General features: G+C 39.8%; 14 protein-coding genes, 5 tRNA genes and 1 pseudogene. 7 read left to right on the forward strand and 13 right to left on the reverse strand.

The window, feature by feature from the left end:
* Positions 1-21: 21 nt before the first annotated feature.
* Positions 22-95: transfer RNA gene (locus AC5WOE_RS02980), tRNA-Cys, on the reverse strand.
* 177 nt (positions 96-272) lie between these two features.
* On the opposite strand from AC5WOE_RS02980, the gene AC5WOE_RS02985 reads away from it, so the two are divergent.
* Positions 273-692 (forward strand): YugN family protein, encoded by a 420-nt coding sequence (locus AC5WOE_RS02985; RefSeq protein ID WP_496048506.1) that lies wholly within the window; start codon positions 273-275, stop codon positions 690-692.
* A 154-nt stretch (positions 693-846) separates the two neighbouring features.
* On the opposite strand, the gene AC5WOE_RS02990 is transcribed toward AC5WOE_RS02985, so the two are convergent.
* From AC5WOE_RS02990 to AC5WOE_RS03015, 6 genes are all read right to left on the reverse strand, one after another.
* A tRNA-Trp gene (locus AC5WOE_RS02990) sits at positions 847-920 on the reverse strand.
* 43 nt (positions 921-963) lie between these two features.
* A tRNA-Thr gene (locus AC5WOE_RS02995) sits at positions 964-1,039 on the reverse strand.
* A 19-nt stretch (positions 1,040-1,058) separates the two neighbouring features.
* Positions 1,059-1,134 (reverse strand) — tRNA-Phe (locus AC5WOE_RS03000).
* A gap of 14 nt (positions 1,135-1,148) precedes the next feature.
* Positions 1,149-1,240 (reverse strand) — tRNA-Ser (locus AC5WOE_RS03005).
* A 617-nt stretch (positions 1,241-1,857) separates the two neighbouring features.
* Positions 1,858-3,063, reverse strand: coding sequence for an ATP-grasp domain-containing protein (locus AC5WOE_RS03010; protein ID WP_496048507.1), 1,206 nt, complete (start codon positions 3,061-3,063; stop codon positions 1,858-1,860).
* A complete protein-coding gene (locus tag AC5WOE_RS03015) occupies positions 3,060-4,301 on the reverse strand; it encodes an ATP-grasp domain-containing protein (protein WP_496048508.1) in 1,242 nt (413 codons plus the stop codon). Before AC5WOE_RS03015 ends, AC5WOE_RS03010 begins: the two co-directional genes overlap by 4 nt.
* Positions 4,302-4,777: 476 nt before the next feature.
* Here AC5WOE_RS03015 and AC5WOE_RS03020 point away from each other — a divergent pair, with 476 nt between their 5' ends.
* The 4 genes from AC5WOE_RS03020 (at position 4,778) to AC5WOE_RS03035 (ending at position 10,834) form a co-directional block, all read left to right on the forward strand.
* Positions 4,778-7,318 carry a hypothetical protein gene (locus tag AC5WOE_RS03020; protein WP_496048509.1) on the forward strand — a complete coding sequence of 847 codons (2,541 nt, stop codon included), beginning with the start codon at positions 4,778-4,780 and terminating at the stop codon, positions 7,316-7,318.
* A gap of 12 nt (positions 7,319-7,330) precedes the next feature.
* A complete protein-coding gene (locus tag AC5WOE_RS03025) occupies positions 7,331-8,956 on the forward strand; it encodes an SWIM zinc finger family protein (protein WP_496048510.1) in 1,626 nt (541 codons plus the stop codon).
* Positions 8,957-8,972: 16 nt separating this feature from the next.
* The gene (locus AC5WOE_RS03030) at positions 8,973-10,421 is read left to right on the forward strand and encodes a reverse transcriptase family protein (RefSeq protein WP_496048511.1); all 1,449 of its coding nucleotides are present in this window, start codon (positions 8,973-8,975) and stop codon (positions 10,419-10,421) included.
* 86 nt (positions 10,422-10,507) lie between these two features.
* A complete protein-coding gene (locus tag AC5WOE_RS03035) occupies positions 10,508-10,834 on the forward strand; it encodes a hypothetical protein (RefSeq protein ID WP_496048512.1) in 327 nt (108 codons plus the stop codon).
* Between the two features lie 66 nt (positions 10,835-10,900).
* Here AC5WOE_RS03035 and AC5WOE_RS03040 read toward each other — a convergent pair whose 3' ends face one another.
* On the reverse strand, positions 10,901-11,467 hold the full coding sequence (locus AC5WOE_RS03040; RefSeq protein ID WP_496048513.1) for a TetR/AcrR family transcriptional regulator: 567 nt from the start codon (positions 11,465-11,467) through the stop codon (positions 10,901-10,903).
* A gap of 160 nt (positions 11,468-11,627) precedes the next feature.
* Here AC5WOE_RS03040 and AC5WOE_RS03045 point away from each other — a divergent pair, with 160 nt between their 5' ends.
* Positions 11,628-12,599 carry an NADP-dependent oxidoreductase gene (locus tag AC5WOE_RS03045; protein ID WP_496051878.1) on the forward strand — a complete coding sequence of 324 codons (972 nt, stop codon included), beginning with the start codon at positions 11,628-11,630 and terminating at the stop codon, positions 12,597-12,599.
* 415 nt (positions 12,600-13,014) lie between these two features.
* On the opposite strand, the gene AC5WOE_RS03050 is transcribed toward AC5WOE_RS03045, so the two are convergent.
* The gene (locus AC5WOE_RS03050) at positions 13,015-13,929 is read right to left on the reverse strand and encodes a PhzF family phenazine biosynthesis protein (RefSeq protein ID WP_496051879.1); all 915 of its coding nucleotides are present in this window, start codon (positions 13,927-13,929) and stop codon (positions 13,015-13,017) included.
* 115 nt (positions 13,930-14,044) lie between these two features.
* On the opposite strand from AC5WOE_RS03050, the gene AC5WOE_RS03055 reads away from it, so the two are divergent.
* A complete protein-coding gene (locus AC5WOE_RS03055; protein ID WP_496051880.1) occupies positions 14,045-14,926 on the forward strand; it encodes a LysR family transcriptional regulator in 882 nt (293 codons plus the stop codon).
* A 56-nt stretch (positions 14,927-14,982) separates the two neighbouring features.
* Here AC5WOE_RS03055 and AC5WOE_RS03060 read toward each other — a convergent pair.
* The 4 genes and pseudogenes from AC5WOE_RS03060 to AC5WOE_RS03075 all read right to left on the reverse strand — a co-directional run.
* Positions 14,983-15,813, reverse strand: a pseudogene (locus tag AC5WOE_RS03060) (RtcB family protein); the annotation flags it as partial.
* Positions 15,814-16,027: 214 nt separating this feature from the next.
* Complete coding sequence (locus AC5WOE_RS03065; protein ID WP_496048516.1) at positions 16,028-16,651, reverse strand: RtcB family protein; 624 nt, start codon at positions 16,649-16,651, stop codon at positions 16,028-16,030.
* A gap of 230 nt (positions 16,652-16,881) precedes the next feature.
* Positions 16,882-17,724: an aldo/keto reductase gene (locus tag AC5WOE_RS03070; RefSeq protein WP_496051881.1), complete on the reverse strand. Its 843-nt coding sequence runs from the start codon at positions 17,722-17,724 to the stop codon at positions 16,882-16,884.
* Positions 17,717-18,922: an MFS transporter gene (locus AC5WOE_RS03075; RefSeq protein WP_496052040.1), complete on the reverse strand. Its 1,206-nt coding sequence runs from the start codon at positions 18,920-18,922 to the stop codon at positions 17,717-17,719. The genes AC5WOE_RS03070 and AC5WOE_RS03075 overlap by 8 nt, the downstream gene beginning before the upstream one ends.
* Between the last annotated feature and the right edge of the window lie 50 nt (positions 18,923-18,972).

Below are 18,972 nucleotides of genomic sequence, written 5' to 3' on the forward strand. Positions count from 1 at the left end.
AATTATACAAAAAGTTTTTAATGGAGGCGGCACCCGGATTTGAACCGGGGGTAAAGGTTTTGCAGACCTCTGCCTTACCACTTGGCTATGCCGCCATAACACTCAATCTTGTGACACTTGAATATTCTAACATAATCCCACCAAAAGTCAATAATAAAATTTTGAACTCCACCCAAAGCCATGTTTAAACTTTTATTGTTCATCGCTGTATTATTTCGGATGAATGAGAAATCCTAAAACCTCAAACACTATAACAAAAAAGGATGTCCAGCATGATACCAATTGAATCTACCATCGAAGACAAACAAACACAATTCGCCAGTCTCTCTGATCAGTTGGAAGAGGAAGATTTCCACATAGGCGGCGGCTATGCATATGATCATGGTTATTTCGACAAACCATTGGACTGGGAAGAAGAACATGGAAACCGGTATTTTCTTCGCATTCCTGTATTTGCGGTGCGAGGTGATATCGGAGATCCAGATACTCTCGTTCGAATCGGAAAACCATTTGTAATCAAACATGAATTTCGCACAGATGAATCTAGTGATCCTACTGGGGATTCTGGTGTTTTTAGCGGAATGATGAATCAGTTTACAACTCCTATCCCAGCAGAAGATCATCCCATTGATCAAAAATGGATAGACAGGGCCAGAGAGATTGTGAATCGAGTGGAAGGGTTACACATATAAGTTGAAAACAATCCAACTATAAAAAAGCGCAAACCATTTTCTCTAGAGATAACTTCTCTAGAGGTTCGCCACAAAAGATATTACTTGTCACTAAGCTGTCTTTCATGCAGAAAAAAGCCACCCTGTCATCAAGAAGCAGAGTGGCTTTTTGTATTGGCAGGGGCGGTAGGAATTGAACCCACACTGGAGGTTTTGGAGACCTCTGTTCTACCATTAAACTACGCCCCTATAACATAGCCACCAACAATGGATTGGTGGCTATGATGATATGTGGTGCTGAAAGCAGGATTCGAACCCGCGACCTACTGATTACAAGTCAGTTGCTCTACCAGCTGAGCTATTTCAGCATATTCAAAAACATTCAAATGGTGGCTCGAGACGGAATCGAACCGCCGACACGAGGATTTTCAGTCCTCTGCTCTACCGACTGAGCTATCGAGCCATCTATGTATAAGATGGCGGAGAGAGAGGGATTCGAACCCTCGATACGCTTGTGACGTATACACGATTTCCAATCGTGCTCCTTCGGCCAGCTCGGACATCTCTCCAAAACACTTTGATTTTGTCAGGAACGAGATCTATCTTAACCTGTAATGAGGTTTGTTGTCAACTCTTTTTTTCATTTTATTTTAATGATGCTTCGAAAACGAATATTTATTAGTTATATAGCGGGGTGGAAGCATTTCCCACTACTTGCATCGCATTTATCTACATAATATTTTCATTTGCAAAAACATACATTCTATGTTACTATTTTTTTAGTATTCCAAACAGTGTACATATACCTAAAAGTTATCTAGCTTTCTTGTGTACGGTGTTACGCCGTATCTGCGTGTAAGATTCCCATACTTCATCCGGTCCCGCGTTACTATACTAGCCCTACCGTGGTGGGGGGTGATTGTGGCCGCCTAAGTAGGCGTAGCCGCTACCACAATCGACCCCCCACCACGGGGGCTAGCTCAGTGGCGTTACCAGATCAAGGTGTTTTCGTAGATAACTTTTTAAAACCTAGCTAATTCATTTGGCTAGGTTTTTTTGGTTCCTATATATAAAGCAGCAATTAGTCACCTGAACAAATTATCTCAAACTATTCCTAATACTGCGATTCAAATTTTTATATTTTTTTCAACAAAATCCCTGCTGGAAACAGGGATTTTGCGTATATTTAGTTCTCCCATTGAAATGTCTCATCAACAATAGAAATAAGCTGATTCAACCGCTGCGACAATTCTTCTTCATTCCTCCCTACAAAAGCAAATTGAGCGATGGAATCGACACTTAATTGCGCTTGATCATATGACTTTCCATCTTCTCCAGTAATTTGGGCCACTTTCACCCATTCTGGAAACAAGGTAGAGTTCACATGTAATAATCCATATTTAGTGTTCACCAATAACCATCCAGCTAAATGGGAGGGATTCATTTTCACTTCTTCCTTCAATACTGGACCTGGAAGTCCAACAGAAATTTGAGCATGAATATCAAACAATGACACATCGTATGCAAGTTTATGTGTGTCAGATACTTTTGCACCACCTGTCCTGCTGCCAATCTCCCCAAAAATAATTTGATCATTCGGAGTATGAAACCATTCCGCATGAAATGTGGTATTTGCTGGTGTGTCTAAAATCTCCAATACTTTTCTGGTTCCTGCGGAAAGTCGCCGGCTCAAAGGATTTTGAGGATGTAACATCGTACTTCCTAGATATGTCATCGAACTCGAAGCAAGTGGTGCATTGTAATATTTGGACACAGTAGTTAATTGAATGACCCCGTCTTCCACCCAACCATCAATATGAAAATATTCCCCATCAATATATTTCTCAACTAATACTTCCGAAAGTTGTTCGTTTGCTAAAAAATTTTCTAGTTCTTGCCGATGATGCAAAACATAAGTCGAAACTGAACCAAGACCGTCAATGGGTTTGACTACGATCGGATAATCATACTGATCGGCAAATCGGGAAATATCTAATCCGGTTTGTGCTAAGGTCATCTCTGCAACTGGAATATCATTCTCTCGTAATTTTTGCTTCATGATCCATTTGTTGCGAAATTCCATCGCACTTGCAACGCTTTGCCCTTGAATACCTAAATATTCTCTCAGTTTTGCTGCTCTTACTAGATCATATTCTTGTAAAGCGATAACGGAAGTAAAATGATAGGTCTGATGTAATTCAATGGCACGAAGAATAACTTGGTCGTTTGAAATATAATTTGGAAAAAATTCAATATGGTGATAATCCTTTCTATCAAACGTATGCTTAACATGATCAGAGGCCAAAACGACTAATTCTTCTGTTGTAGTGGAGAATACTTGTTTTAAGGGACAGGCGGTATAAGGTAGATTTTCAAGGATTAGTATGGTCATTCGTTCGTTTCTCCTTCTGATCTATTTCCAGCTGCCATCCATATTGTATTTGTGTCAAACCATTTCAGAACGTTTTGTAATCGTGTCCTTACTTCTTCTTCTGTTTCTCCAATTACTACAAAAGAAGCTACTGAATCACAACTATTTTTGGGATCACTGAAAGATGTCCCTTCTGGTACATCTTGTATATATTCATAAACCCAATCTGGCGGTTCACACTTAGGGAAAGATACCAATTCCCCCTCTTTTGACAACGCCTGCACTGAACCACTCAGTCGGGCGGGAGCTTGTCCGAGCAAATTTTGCCCAAAAGCAATACCAGCTTGCAACTCTGCAGATACAAGCAATAAATCTTTTCCATAAGCCACTTCCATTGTTTTTGATATACGTCCGCCGCCGGGTCGACATGCAATTTCAATAAAAATAATTTCTCCTGTCGAGGTTACCAAACATTCTCCATGAAATACTGCATGAGAAGGAAAATCCAATATTCGAATGACTTCTGCCATCGCTTCTTCTATTTGATTTTTATATGGATTATCATTGTGCATCATATAACTGCCAGAAATGAATGTTTGATTCTGATAATGAAACATTGGCTCTAAATATTTTGAAGCACATATCAACTTCAATTCATTATCCTCAATAACACCATCAATATGATATTCTTCTCCTTCAAAAAATTGTTCTGCGTCCATTTTGTGATGAAGACCACTCTTTGCAAACTCCAAAAGATCCGTCTCGTTGTGTAGTACAGTGATTCCTGTAGCTCCTGCACCATCAATCGGCTTCAAAATAATGGGATAGCCAACTTCATCAATAAAATGAAGGAGATCAAAGATATCTTCCACTTGTTTAAATATTGGAATACGGATTTTTTGACATTTCGCTCTCAGGGCTTCTTTCATTCTAATTTTATTGCGAAATTGTATTGCACTGTGTACCTTTTGACCATCAATTCCTAGATGTTCTCTTAATTCAGCTGCTCGAACCAAATCATACTCTGATACAGCAACAATATGTTCAAATTGGTATGTTGCATGCAAATCAATTGCACGCAAAGAAACAGCATCATTGTTATGAAAGCTAGTAAATTCTTCATAGTGTGCAAATGAATCTACAAAATATGGCTCCATTACTTTTTGATCGCTAATAAAAACAACCTTATTTGAAATTTCATTAAAATTATTATAAGTATTCCAAATATACGGAAATCTGTTTAAAATAAGAACACTCATTTAAACTACCCCTTTCTTAATATAAAGTTAATTATATATATTATTAACATATTGCACACTCTAATATATTGATATTTATTACTATTAAAAATAAATTTATGTAAAGAAGATATAAAAAAATCAAATCACAAGAAAATTTATCAAGAGAAGCTATTATGACCACTTCATTGACACCTACACAGGTAAAAAAGATGACATGAGTTTCCATATACCATTTTCTTGTTCATCCTATTTAGATCCACCCCAAACTATTGCGAATATATTTTCGGTTCATTCTTGACGGAATTCTCCAAAATCATATATATTTATTTATAATCATCATTTTTAGCATATGTTTCAGCATCGAAACCATTGTGATATGACCTGACCTTTCAATGGGTCAGGTTTTATATTTATTTAAGGTATAAACTTACAACCTAGTGTCCAGCTAGATAAGGTAAAACTCATCCTTATCTACAATAGAAAGGAGCGAGCTTGTGCTAAAAAAACAGATCCGCAAAAAAGAGGATGCTACATTCAAACAAGAATGGGATCAACTTCAGAATCATGTAGCTTGGTGGGAAGCCGAACAGCCTCTCGCCTCACTTCCAGCAGACCTACAAATATTACTGATCAAAAATGACCCAAATTTTAGCGATCAACTGATCAAATTCGCTATTCTTTTAGAAAGTCAGTACATATGGAATGAAAAAACACAGCGTTATGATTACATCAATATGCATCAGGTCCTGAAACGGGACAGATCTTGGATTTGGACTCTCTATTTAACTGATCACCCACTGGCGAGAGAAGGATTGAAAAAATTACTCCAATACTATAACTATCAAGAATTCAACCGATACACTAACGAAGCAGGTGTATATATCGGTTACTATTATTACAATTACCGAAATAATAAGTATCTCTACAGCGCTCTCAACAAAAACTATCTGCGCTATTTAAAAGCTATCTTTAAACTAGCAGAAAGAAAGCAAGATATAGAGATTTTATCTCGACTGGCATATCGTTTTGAGAAAGATCGAGATTACTATGTGCGTATTTCCTCACCTACTCAACAAACACAAAAAACAGAGACAAAACTTGCTTATTCCCCAAAAACAAGAAGCTATTTAGCAAAAAGAACATGGCGCACCTTACGAAACTTAGGAAAACATAACGTGAAAGACTATATTCATTTTGCTACCGAGGTGCTGCTGCAATATTCTAAGCACGATGCAAAACAAATTCGTCTAGAACTTCCAAGTACTGATCAAATCAAATATGTTGAGTCCTACAAAGAAAACTGGGTTCTAAATCATCTTCTTTATCACCACAGTACACGGTTTACCTATAGCAGCTCTACTTGGCAAGCAACACCAAATGCCTACTTGGAAGAACCAGAGGAACGCGAAGAAGCATTTCCTGAGCTATGGGATCAACATCCAGATGAGTTATTTATGCTGTTGATAAAAGCAGAAGCACCTCCTGTCATTCACTTTGCTGGTAGGGCTTTACGCCTTGGAAACCCTGCTTTTGTCGCTCAGTTATCGGATGCAATTATTGATCAATTGCTGCAATCCACCGACTCCTATCGCCAAGAATTTGCAATTCGAGAGATATTGAACCGTTTGGACAAACATCATCCAGATTTAAAACGCTGGATGTCTTTATCCACCCATCCAAACAGCAAAATCCGCACCTTGGCAAATGATTTTTTAAAGCAGCATTCAGCTACATGGTCTGATGAGACAAAAACAAAACTGATAAACATATGTTTAGGAAAAATAACGAAATATCCTAATGAACCTTATGTCAGTGAATGGCTGGATATTTTTGAAAATCACTTACGCGATGTACTCGCTGAAAAGCTAACACTTTCTAAGGTTGCTTCTTTATTGAAACATGCAGGGCAAACCACCATCCAGCGATTTGTTTCCTTGCTTCTTCCCATTATCCGAAAAGATCAAAATGCCTATACCGCAGATGACTTGCTTCCTTTCTTGGAAAATGAAACAGCATCTATTCGCGTGACGGCACGAACTATTTTACATAATGATTACATGTCGCTCTCTTGTACACCAGCATTTTTAGTGAAATGGTGCACCATTCCCTATGAGGATAACCAAGTATTTCTCACACCATTTTTCGTCGATCGAATGCATTGGCTCATTCCCATTCTCTCTAAGTTTCTCGATGCACTGTGGGAAGAAATGATGCAAAATGAACTTCCTGAAATCAGCAGAAACTATATTTTAAATGATCTACTTGGAACACTATTTTTAGCTGAACTTACAGATACGCCATTGGATCAAGTACTAGAATTGCTCGATCATTCCGATACGAGTTACCAAGAGTTAGGTGCGAGAATATTTGCCGTCAAAAAACCAGCAGTAGATCAATTCAGCTTCGATCAGTTACTCCAATTGGCACACAATCAGATCGCACTGTGTAGAAGCGAAGCTCGAAATATGATCATTCAAGTAAAAGATCAGATTACAGACGAATGGCTGGTCAATCTTGTCGAAACACATTGGGATGATACAAGAAATTGGGGATTTGCTTATATTCGGACACTTTCTGTTGAACAATTTACCCCAACTTTGATCTACGGATTAATCGACAGTGCTCGCCAAGATGTACAAGCATTTGGAATGGAAATGGTAGAAATCCATTTTTCCGACTTGGACATAGCCGAATTATTACTTCGCGCCAGTGAGAGTACCGATTTATTCGTTCAGGAATATGCACTGTCGCTCGCAGAAAAAATTGAATGGAACTTAGATAACATTACAAAATTGGAGTTGTTCTTCCGAACGATCTTATTTAAAGTCCATCAAGCTAGAAAAGCCAAGCAGATGACCTTAAATCTATTGTTTCAATTAGGAAAAAGAGACCGTGACACTGCTGAGAGAATTGTTCCTCTTTTATCAGACATCGCTCACATAGGCGGAAAACGAGATTTTGAACAAATTTTATTTATGCTTACGCAAATAAAAACTCTCTACCCAGAAATAGAGTCCCCTATACAACTCAGATAAGGAGGAATTGGCATGTTATTTCAACAAACCTACGCTTCATCCAGCGGTGTCAGTCATGCTGGTGGAAACACATTGGTCAATTTTGCACCTGATTTAGGAAGAGAACCTACGTTTTTTCGTGGAAAGATCGCAGACCCCATCCGTTATCGTGATGCCATGATCGCCTTGCGTGATGTAGTCGTGTCTGATCTCAACTATAAACCAAAAGATAACACTGCTTATCAAGAGTGGGTGAAACAACAATATTTATTGGATATCGCTGGTATTTTAGGTGAAAAAGCAGACTTATCTATTCGTATTCAACAATTGCAAAAGCGTATGAATGAGCTAAACAAACTCCGTACCGCCAGAATGGGTGATTACTATAAATCCCAACGTGAATACTTTAATTGGCTGTATCAAAACGATAAAGATGCTTGGTTTGTATTAGATCCTGTTATCACTGTTGCCCCAGATCAAGTTTTCTTTGAAGCATTCTCGCTGGATGAGTCTTCTTACGGGAGATTAGCTGTGCATGAAGAACTTTTCACAGATGTAAAAGACTTTCAATATGGGACGACCAATATTGATTTTTCGGATAATCTACTAGCAGAATTAAAACGAATTCGAACTTACCGCCCTACGGAATTTCAAGTCGATCCTACTGGATTTGAAGTTGCGACTGAAGGTAGAGAAGTATACAAAGAGAAAAAAATTGATGTCCCAACTAGTTGGATTCGTGGCTTTTTGCAAGTTCAATCAGCTATGAGTATGCCTACCAGTTCCTTTGAGTTAAAACCGATTGATCTCTATAACATATGTAACTTTCTTCGTAAGCACAAAGAAAAAGACAGCCCGCGCTCTTTAAAATACAAACTAAAACCTGGAGCACCAGTGGAGTTAATTATTGAGCCATGGAATGAGTCCATTACCTTTGCTGGTTCTGTATATCTAGGAGAAACAGCCCAAGAAATTCGTACATGGGGTCGCAGAAGGCTGTTTCTTTTGGAAAGACTTCTGCCGCTTGCAGATCGAATTACGGTTCATTTACTAGGAACAGGCATGCCTAGTTTTTATGTAGTAGACATGGGGAATTTAAGTTTTACATTAGGTTTATCTGGTTGGACTCGCAACGATTGGGCCAACGCCGGAAACTTTGATCTGTTAGTCGGAACAGGAGGAAAAGCAACACCTAGTCAGTCCTCCCTTGTTTTTTCAGGACTGAAATTAAAGAAGACTGCAACAGATACAGAATTAGCAAGTTGGACTCATTTACCGATTGAAGTCGTACAAGCAGCTTTAAGACAACTCTGTAGTGCAGGCAGAGTCATGTTTGATTTGGAAATCGGCAAGTATCGCCTTCGTGAACTTACCCGTGAACCCTTACCAATGGATCAACTATCTTACACCAATCCAAGAGAAGAATTGGCTCAAGAACTAGTAAGACAAAACAAAGTAGTACTGAAAAAACGCTCTGAACAGACAAATGGTTGGAATCTTGAAGGCACAAGTGAAAAACATAAAATACAGGTACAACTTGATAAAGATGGCCGCGTTTCAACAGCGCAATGTTCCTGTTATTTTTACAAACAAAATCGGCTCATGCAGGGACCATGTGAGCATATGTTGGCCTTGATACACATCCATCAAACCATTTAGGAAAGGAGGGGACTGTATGTCAGAAGAAAATAAAGTATTGACAAGAGAAGAATGGATTAGCAAAATTCGTACAGAAGGTAAAGCAGAAACGATACGCAGTGAAATGATTCGCCTTGGCTTTTGGGAAGCACCGAATTTAAGTGAGGAAGAGCACGAACAACAAGCTAAGGAAGATGAAGAATACAAAGAGGTTCGGAAAGAATTACAAGAATTACAAAAAAAATCTAAACAACTAAAAGATATTGACTTCTTGTTAAAAGAAGCGAGAAAACACCGGATGGAAGAAAGCAAAAAACGACGAGCCGAACGCAAAGCTGCCCGGAAAATAGCACAGGCAGAAGCGAAAGAAAAGTGGAGAGTATATCGTGAGAATCATGTGATCCATGCTGGCGATGGTGTATCTGCCGGGCTTGCTTCCACTGAAGTAAATGAACAAAAAATGATGCAGTACCAATTGCCGCTCATCCGCTCTGCCTTGCAACTAGCGAATGATATGAGTATCACCTTATCCAAATTAAAATGGCTGACATATCATCGGAACACTGCAACCATCAATCACTATCAACACTTTACCATTCCGAAAAAAAGCGGTGGAAAACGGGAAATTTCAGCTCCAAAATCAAAACTGCGTTCTGCACAAGCTTGGATAAAAACAAACATCTTGGATAAGTTAGCGGTTCATGCTGCCGCACATGGCTTTGTAACTGGAAAAAGTACAGTTGACAATGCCAAATCTCATATTGGTAAAGATGCAGTGGTCAAATTTGATTTAAAAGACTTCTTCCCATCTATCTCGTTTGTACGGGTACGTGGTTTGTTTGAGTCCTTTGGCTACAGCCGTGCAATCAGCACTTTATTTGCTTTGATCTGTACGGAGCCTCCACGTCAAGAAGTAACATTCAATGGAAAAATGTATTATATAGCCATCAATGAACGGCAATTACCACAAGGCGCTTGTACAAGCCCGTCTCTCACCAACTTATTATGCAGAAGGCTAGATGAAAAACTAAGCCAATCAGCGAAGGAAAAAGGGTTCACCTACACTCGTTATGCAGACGACCTCACCTTCTCTGGGAATGGAGAAGCATTACAGCAAATCGGTTCACTGATGAGCAGTGTACGCAGTATTGTCGACTTTGAAGGGTTTGTTATCAACGAAGAAAAAACGCGAGTTCTCCGTGCAGGACGCCGGCAGCGTGTCACTGGAATCGTCGTCAATGAAAAAGCCAACCTTACCCGTAAAGATATCCGAAGTTTTCGTGCCTTATTACATAATGTAGAACACCATGGTTTAGAACAAGAAAACCATCGAAACCATCCTCACTTCTGGGAATATATCAATGGCTATGTGAGTTATGTGCAGATGGTTCGACCAGACATCGGTCAAAAATTCGCTATCCAAGTGCAACGCATAGCAGAGAAATATGGAATGCCTATACGTATTCACATAGAAAAACTAGGATAAAAATCCTAGTTTTTTATTATCTATAGCTAAAATTCTAAATTTCATCTATAATAAAAAAGCACTGCTCACCCCCGAACGGAGGACAAGTGTCACATATTGCAGAACTTCTGCGCAGGCGAACGATCAACGAGAGGGTCGACTACTTCGTGAGCAATCCTCACTTGATCGAAGAACTTCCGGAGGAGGAATGGATCAAGGTCATCGCCTTCATCGAGGAGAAGTGCCAGCAGAAGAACTCCAGCCCCAACTTGGGACTGGAGGCTCCCAGTGACGCCAATGGAGATCTGCGTGAGGTATACCTCAGTGAAGATCCCGTGCTGAAAAGCATCATCCAGCACCTCCTGACCAGCGCGTACCGTGGAGAAATAATAAAGATACGAGAGGCTCTCGTGAGAGCCGGTCTCATGAACTAGCGGAATCCATTCGCTAGTTCCGTCTCCCCCTGTGGACTTCAGATAACGTCCGCAGGGGGAGCTGCCTTATTGTACTTCTATTCCTTCTGTTACCATCGTCAAAATATAAGCCGCCATTTCGTCTTCAGAATATGTTTCTTTCCCTTTACTCCAATCCGCTGCTACCCCAAATATGGTCCAGCTCATCATCCAAATCATCGTTTTTATCGGAACTTTCCATCCGTTTTTTGGAGTTGGAATTTGCTCCAGCCAGTTGAGCAATATGTCGTACAACTCTTCCTGTACCGCTCTTTCAAACAGTGGGTTCATCGTTTCCGTTGGACGGCAGTACAGATGGACTTTAAAATATTTTAATGTCATTTGGATGAGGATTTTGAGATTTTCCAATCCCCAATTAGCATCTGGTGCTAATTCTTCAGCTAAATGGTGTTGAAATTGTTCTCGAATGATCGTCTCCAATAACATATATTTATCAGAAAAATGGGTATAAAAAGTCCCTCGATTTACATCCGCTCGATCAGCGATATCTTGAACGGTCATCGCTTCAAATCCTTTTTCCTCCATTAATTCTAAAAACGCCTGTTTCAAGAGGCGAACTGATTTCCGAACACGGCGATCTAACTTTTGTTCCATATTTTATCTTCCTTCTTCAACATTTTTTTGCAAGTGTTGAATAACGAACAAATCTATAAGTTTAGCGATTGAAAGCATTGATGCTTCATCATAACATTTTCTTAACAAGTTATTGTTACACAACATCTGTTTTTTATCTAATAAGAAAAGGAAGATTGTGATGGTAAATCAAAATACAAACGAAATGAAAGCTATTCGGATACATGAGTTCGGAGGACCAGAAGTATTAAAGTATGAAAATATCTCAATCCCCGCTATTTCCAAAAACGAAGTACTCATCCGTATCCAAACAGCCGGTGTGAACCCTGGCGATTGGCAAATTCGTTCTGGTTTGACAAATGTACCTGTCGAGCAAAGAGAAGAATTCAAAAAAAATTTCCCACTGCCTTATACACTTGGATATGACGTATCTGGAATCGTAGAAGAAGTAGGTAGTGAAGTATACGATTTTAAACGCGGCGATGCTGTTTACGGCATGATCCCTGGAGCTTATGCAGAGTTTACCATTGCACCCCAAACGCATATTGCACCAAAACCAAAAATACTACCTCATGCAGAAGCCGCAGGAGTACCGATGTCCGCATTGACAGCTTGGCATAGCCTATTTGACCAAGGTAACTTACAATCCGGTCAAACCGTGCTTATTAATGGAGCTTCAGGTGGTGTTGGCCACTTTGCTGTACAGATGGCAAAAGCAAAAGGAGCCAAAGTTATTGGAGTAGCATCTGGTAAAAATGAATCCTTTTTGCGTAGTTTAGGAGTAGATGTATTCATCGATTACACCAAAACTTCTTTTGCAGAAATGGATCAAACTGCCGATTTGATAATGGACACAGTAGGAGGAGAAGATGGAAGTAAGTTATTACAAGTACTCAAACCAAATGGAACCTTGACTTCTTCCACTTGGGGAAATTATGATTCTCCCATTGTTCAAAAGCGTTCTTTAAATATACAGCCTATGAGTTTGTTTGAAGCGGAAACAGCCAAACTCAATCAAATTACAAAGCTGATAGACGAAGAACAAATAAAAGTAAAAATCGAACAAATTTTTCAACTGAAAGACGCAGCAAAAGCACATGTGCTCAGTGAAAGTCGTCGGGTAAGAGGGAAAATTATTTTACAAGTAGATTAACTATAGAGGCGACAATCTGTCATATGAAAAAGCATCGCTCGAGCCGCGGTTCCGAAGAATCCGCAACTCGGGCGTTTGTCAGGCGAAAAGCCGGTAGATGCTGATCACCATGACAATCAAACACACAACCCAGCCGCCACAGAGAAGCATGAAACCGGTAACCAAACCACACTTGGTAGCACGGCCCTTCTTGTTTTTCTTCTCACTGGCATTTCCCAGATTGATCAGTACCGGGATAAACGGCAGGTTGTGGAATATATGCTAAAGATACAAGCGGCTTCAAAATTTGCTTCCCTTAATGGATATAAGGTATCTATTATTAGATAAACTACACCTCAGTTGTTAGATATACCTAACAACTGAGGTGCAGTTCACCATTTCAAGTCATATTTTAGATACTAGAAAGCTCTTAATTTTACTTCTCATGTAACTGCAAAGTTCCCTCTATCACAACAACAGCTGATCCTCCCACTTGAATGACAGGTTCCAACTCAGACGTCCCTCTCATAACGGAAATAAACAAAGTCCCGGGTCGACCAATTGCATGGCCTTGAGCAATTTTGAGATTTTGCATTTGATCGAACGAGAGAATCCCTTCTAACAAAAGATATCCGGCAAGTGCTCCATTTGCCGCACCAGTAACAGGATCCTCCGGAATACCAACTGCCGGAGCAAAATCACGTGTGTACAAATCATAACCTTGTTCCACTGTATCAAAAGTAAACAAATGGGTCGTGCTGGCCTTTTGTGACTGGTTTAATTTTTTGAGTTCATCCAGCAGTGGTTGAGCAGTTTCAATATCCTTTTGAGACTTAACAGGAACGATAAGATGCCAGTTCCCTGTATATGCTAGTTTTATTGGATACCTCTGATCCAAAGCCTCTGTTGAAATGCCAACTACCCGGACGATCTCCTTCACATCTATTTGGACATTTTGAAGTTTAGGAGGAACTTGTGTCATTGTCACAGCAGTGAGTTCTTCCTTTTCTTTCGTAAATTCTACAGGAATTACTCCTATATTAGTTTCCAATACAATTTTGTCTGATTTATCTTTCCATCCATACTTTGTAGCTAGTAACCAAGACAGACCAATCGTAGCATGGCCACAAAAATCAATTTCATCTGTAGGAGTAAAATAACGAACACGGAAATCGATCCCGGGCTGATCAGTGGAAAAGAGAAATGCTGTCTCCGACAGGTTAAGCTCTCTTGATATGTTTTTCATCTCTTTTTCCGTCAGTCCATCTGCCTTGGGTACAACTCCTGCTGGATTTCCTCCAAAAGGAACATTGGTAAAAGCGTCCACATGATAAACGGAAATATTTCTCATCATTTCCTCATCCTTTTCTCGTTGTTAAAGAAAGTTTACAAGATAATCTATGATTAGTACAATGAATCTTATTAATCGTAAATATGAGTTTTATCTCATGTATGGAGTGAACCCGATGACACTATTGCAGCTGGAAGTATTTATGAAAGTCATCGAGACAGGAAGTTTTACCCGTGCAGCGGAGTCCCTTAATTTAACACAGTCTGGGGTAAGCCATACCTTTGCAGGATTAGAAGCGGATTTGGGGCTTTCCTTGTTGATAAGGAGTCGTAATGGGATATCTTTAACGGATACTGGAAAGAGATTACTTTCCCATATCCGAGAAATCCTTCGTCATGTGGAACATATGGAACAAGAGGTGGCAGCACTAAATGGTTTGAAAACCGGAATGGTGAAAATCGGTTGTTTTCCTAGTGTCTCAGCAAACCTACTCCCCAAACTTATCCGTTCTTTTCGATCCATATATCCAGGAATTAAAGTCGAAATCCAAGAAGGAGGCTATAATGCCATTCATTCTTGGATAGCAATGGGTACTGTTGATTTAGGATTTGTCGTCTTACCGAATAAAGATTTGGAAACCATTTCGCTGCTGACAGATCATTTATTTGCACTCTTGCCAGTAGATCATCCTTTGTCGAAAGAAACAGAGCTTTGTGCAGCACAGTTATGCAGCAATCCATTTATTATGCCAAAAGCAGGATGTGACGCACAGGTAAAAGCTTTCTTTCGCTCTAGTAAAGTAAGTCCAAATACAGAGTTTGAGATACTAGATAACAATACGATTATTGCCATGGTTCGAGAAAGATTAGGAATTACGGTCATACCGGAAATGGCCTTACCGAAACCTTTATCAGGGTTATGTGCCATTCCATTAACCCCAGCCGTATATCGTCCAATTGGCTTGGCAGTACGATCTCTAAAAAATGCCTCTCCTGCTGTGAAAGCTTTTATACAAGAAGCAAAAACGAATTCACTTGAATTGGACCAAGAAATATAAATTATTATTTTAAAATCCCCTTCATTGCATCGATCAATGAAGGGGATTTCTCACTATTATACTCCTTTGATGACTGCTAGTGGTTTGCATTCTGCGACAACAGAAGCTAGCCCTGCTCCTTCGATCGAATCAATGATTTGATCGACATCTTTGTACGCTTGTGGACATTCATCAAGAATACTTTGCAATGTACGTTGATTGACTAATACTTCTTCATCTGTACCTACTTTCATTGACTCAGCAAATTCGTCAATAGTGATCAACTCTTTGGTAGCACGTCTGGAACGAACACGTCCAGCACCATGACAGATAGAATAGAAGTTTTTCTCTCCGCCTTTTGCTCCTACCATGATATACGATGAAGTACCCATCGATCCAGGGATGAGTGCTGGGTGCCCAGTCTCTTTATAAGCTTCTGTATTTAAGAAGTGTCCAGCAGGCAGAGCCCTGGTCGTTCCTTTCCGGTGAACGAGCATCGGTTGATTGCGGTGAAATTCTTTCAACGCATAGTTATGCATCAAATCATACAATACAGGCGATTCGAAATCTGATCCGAACACTTCTTTAAAGCCTTCCCGCACGCCGTAAGCAAGCATATGGCGATTCACAACCGCAAAATTTAAGGCCGAATACATCAGGTTAATGTATTGTTGCCCTTGATCGGAATCAATCGGCGCATAAACGAGGTTTGGATCAGGGGTTCCAACGCCCCATCTGCTCATCGCTGCTTTAAAATCTTTGGAATACTTGGGTCCCATCATTCCTCCCCAAGCTCTTGAACCAGAATGGATCATGATAACAACTTGTCCATCTTCCAGTCCCCATTTTCCCGCAATTTCTCGATTTTCTTCCCGAATGTGGATTGCTTGGATTTCAATAAAATGATTCATTTGTTACTAATCACGAAACATATCGCAACGGGTTGATCATTTCTGTCAACCTCTACAGGTTCTTTTTCCCTGTAGTTCGGAGCACACCTTCATCCCTAGCATAAGCTAGTAGGATGCCCAAGTCCCTCTGCTCTCTACGGGGCGTATTACCGCTTCCCACGGAATTCCCATCTCAGGGTTTCCCGTTTTGGACGAGTTTTTAACTAATACATTACTGTGCTAGGGAGGCAATCCTTTTACCTCCACCAAGTGTTCCCACTTGCTGCCAAGCGCGGCTCCACATTTTATCTGGGATATGTTCTAAGAAATCAGTGTTAAATTCAAACTTAGCATGTTCAACATGAGTCATCGATTTACGTTGTTTTGGGGTATAACGATCTGGTATATACTCAGGCGGCAAACCATGCAAACCTTCGGAAACGATCTTTTCCACCCGAATATTTTTATAATGAGATGCCGACCTTTCGTTGGCTGGCACAAATTTTTCAATCGATTTTATTAGTTCTCTTCGTAGTTTTTTATCTTGAATATCTTCTTTTTTCAATGGGGTCAAATGAACACGCATTCCACAACCGATATCCGAGCCCACAATGGATGGTGAGACAAATCCATCTCGCATATTCCACACGGCTGTTGTTCCGATACATGTTCCGATTCCCACATGGGCATCAGGGGTGTAACTCATGTGTACATTTCGCGGTATTTGCAAATTATTATCCGCCATATGATACACTTTGTCTTCAAGCGATGCGAAAACTTCATCATTGGCAAAGATATGAAGCTTTCCATGAGATAATTCTACTTCTCTGTGATTTTTGCCATGATTTTTTAACATTTTATATAATCTCCTTTTCAGGAAAAGAACTAACATTTTGTATTTTACTATTTTTTCTCATATAAAGCCATCATTCACCTCTTTTTCTTTGTCAATGAAATCTGATTTTGGAAGAAAACAAGCAACTTCCAAAGTGATATCTCTAAAAATACCAATTTAATGCGAATGATTTTACGAAGGTTAACACAAAAAAAGTACTCCTTTATTGATAAGGAGTACTTTGCTAACCATTAAAAATCAAAGTTATCTGGGTCTGGACCTACACGTAAATCTTGATTTAACCCACTGATCCGTTCCATCTCATCTTCTGTCAACTCAAAATCAAAAACCGAAGCATTTTCGATAATCCGATGTTCTTTTGTAGATTTGGGTATGGTCACTACTTTATTTTGCAGATCCCATCGGATGATTACTTGTGCAGTGGATTTATTGTATTTTTCACCTATTTCTTGGAGTACTTCATTGTTTAATAACTGCCCTTGCATCAATGGAGACCATGCTTCTAATTGAATATCATGTTCCTCGCAGTATGCTCGTAACTCTTTTTGTGTAAGCCTAGGATGAAACTCCACCTGGTTGATAACTGGTTTTACCTCCGCCTTTTCCATCAAGTTTTCTAGGTGATGGACTTGAAAATTACTCACACCAATCGCTCGAATTTTTCTTTGGTGATATAATTTCTCCATCGCTTTCCAAGCTGCTTGATACTTGCCTTCCACAGGCCAGTGAATCAAATAGAGATCCAAGTAATCCAAATTCAACTTTTTTAAACTCGTTTCAAAAGCAGCTGATGTCTCTTCATATCCAAGATCGGCATTCCACACTTTTGAGGTCACAAATAAATCTTTACGGGAAATATTTGCAGCTTCCAATCCTTCTTTTATTCCTTGTCCGACTCCTTCTTCGTTTGCATAAATTGCAGCAGTATCAATACTGCGATAACCATGAACAATTGCAGTCTTCACTGCATGTACTAACTCCGGACCTTCTTCTACTTGGAATACACCAAGTCCCAGCCAGGGCATTTTTACCCCATTGTTTAATGTTGTTGTATCTTGTAAATGATTAGGCACTTTTCCTAACTCCTTCACTATAAGATGAATCGCCTTTTTCCAAGCTCCAGCTCCAAGCTGTCAAAACGATTGCTACAACTACCATGAGACCACCAACCCATGGAGTATGAATCAATCCCATTTGGTCAGTAATCCATCCTCCAATATACGATCCCAAAGCAATACCAGCGTTAAAGGCCGCAATGTTAATAGCCGAAGCTACATCCACTGCACTTGGCACAAAACGCTCTGCAAGCATAACCACATACACCTGTAGTCCTGGAACATTCATAAAAGCGAACAGTCCCAAAAAGAACACCGTTACAAGTGATGCAATCGGAAATGGTGCAGTGAAAGTAAACACAAATAATACAATAGCTTGCACCAAAAACATAAAAAATAATGCTTGGACAGGCTTTTTATTTGCCAATTTTCCACCGATCGTATTTCCAATCGCAATGGCGATACCATAAACAAGCAATATAATCGTAACTGTAGATGCTTTAAATCCAGATAACTCTTGAAGTAATGGAGACAGATACGTAAATACAACAAATGTACCTCCATAACCTAAAGCAGTAATGATAAAAATCAAGAGAAGTCGACCATTGGTAATTAATTTTGCTTGGTCTTTCCAACTCGTTGGCTTGCCTTTGCGCAAATCAGATGGAATAAGGAATATCGTAGCAATCAATGCTACAATCCCTACGATTACAATCGCTACAAAGGCAATTCTCCAGCCTAGTTGCTGACCAAGAAAAGTTCCAAACGGTACACCTGTCACGGTAGCCACTGTCAATCCTGTAAACATCATAGAGATCGCACTTGCCCTTCGATCTTCCGGTACCAGATCGGCCGCAATCGTAGAACCAATGGACATAAAGACACCATGGGCTAAAGCAGACACCACACGAGCAAGTAACAATATGCCGATATTCGTTGCTGCTGCAGCAATACTATTTCCGATGATAAATATTATCATTATCCATAGCAGAAGCGATTTTCGCGACATTCGTGATGTCAATGATGTGAGAACAGGCGCTCCAATCATGACACCTAAAGCATATAAGGAAACGGTCAAACCAGCTGTGGTGACCGGTATTTTTAAATCAGATGAAATAAGTGGTAATAGCCCTACACTGATAAATTCCGTAGTTCCGATCGCAAATGCACTTATCGCTAGTGCAAGCAGTGCTAATGAACTTCTTTTTCCTTGCATCGTCACTACTATTCCCCCCTAACATCCTAGTTGTATGATCTGATAGATGA

The sequence above is a fragment of the Shimazuella sp. NTD248 genome (genome assembly GCF_059510395.1).

Excerpts from the sequence above, each read along its gene's own strand:
- AC5WOE_RS02985 (WP_496048506.1), top strand. The coding sequence starts at position 273 with ATGATACCAATTGAATCTACCATCGAAGACAAACAAACACAATTCGCC.
- AC5WOE_RS03010 (WP_496048507.1), bottom strand. The coding sequence starts at position 3,063 with ATGACCATACTAATCCTTGAAAATCTACCTTATACCGCCTGTCCCTTA.
- AC5WOE_RS03015 (WP_496048508.1), bottom strand. The coding sequence starts at position 4,301 with ATGAGTGTTCTTATTTTAAACAGATTTCCGTATATTTGGAATACTTAT.
- AC5WOE_RS03025 (WP_496048510.1), top strand. The coding sequence starts at position 7,331 with ATGTTATTTCAACAAACCTACGCTTCATCCAGCGGTGTCAGTCATGCT.
- AC5WOE_RS03030 (WP_496048511.1), top strand. The coding sequence starts at position 8,973 with ATGTCAGAAGAAAATAAAGTATTGACAAGAGAAGAATGGATTAGCAAA.
- AC5WOE_RS03040 (WP_496048513.1), bottom strand. The coding sequence starts at position 11,467 with ATGGAACAAAAGTTAGATCGCCGTGTTCGGAAATCAGTTCGCCTCTTG.
- AC5WOE_RS03045 (WP_496051878.1), top strand. The coding sequence starts at position 11,628 with ATGGTAAATCAAAATACAAACGAAATGAAAGCTATTCGGATACATGAG.
- AC5WOE_RS03050 (WP_496051879.1), bottom strand. The coding sequence starts at position 13,929 with ATGAGAAATATTTCCGTTTATCATGTGGACGCTTTTACCAATGTTCCT.
- AC5WOE_RS03055 (WP_496051880.1), top strand. The coding sequence starts at position 14,045 with ATGACACTATTGCAGCTGGAAGTATTTATGAAAGTCATCGAGACAGGA.
- AC5WOE_RS03065 (WP_496048516.1), bottom strand. The coding sequence starts at position 16,651 with ATGTTAAAAAATCATGGCAAAAATCACAGAGAAGTAGAATTATCTCAT.
- AC5WOE_RS03075 (WP_496052040.1), bottom strand. The coding sequence starts at position 18,922 with ATGCAAGGAAAAAGAAGTTCATTAGCACTGCTTGCACTAGCGATAAGT.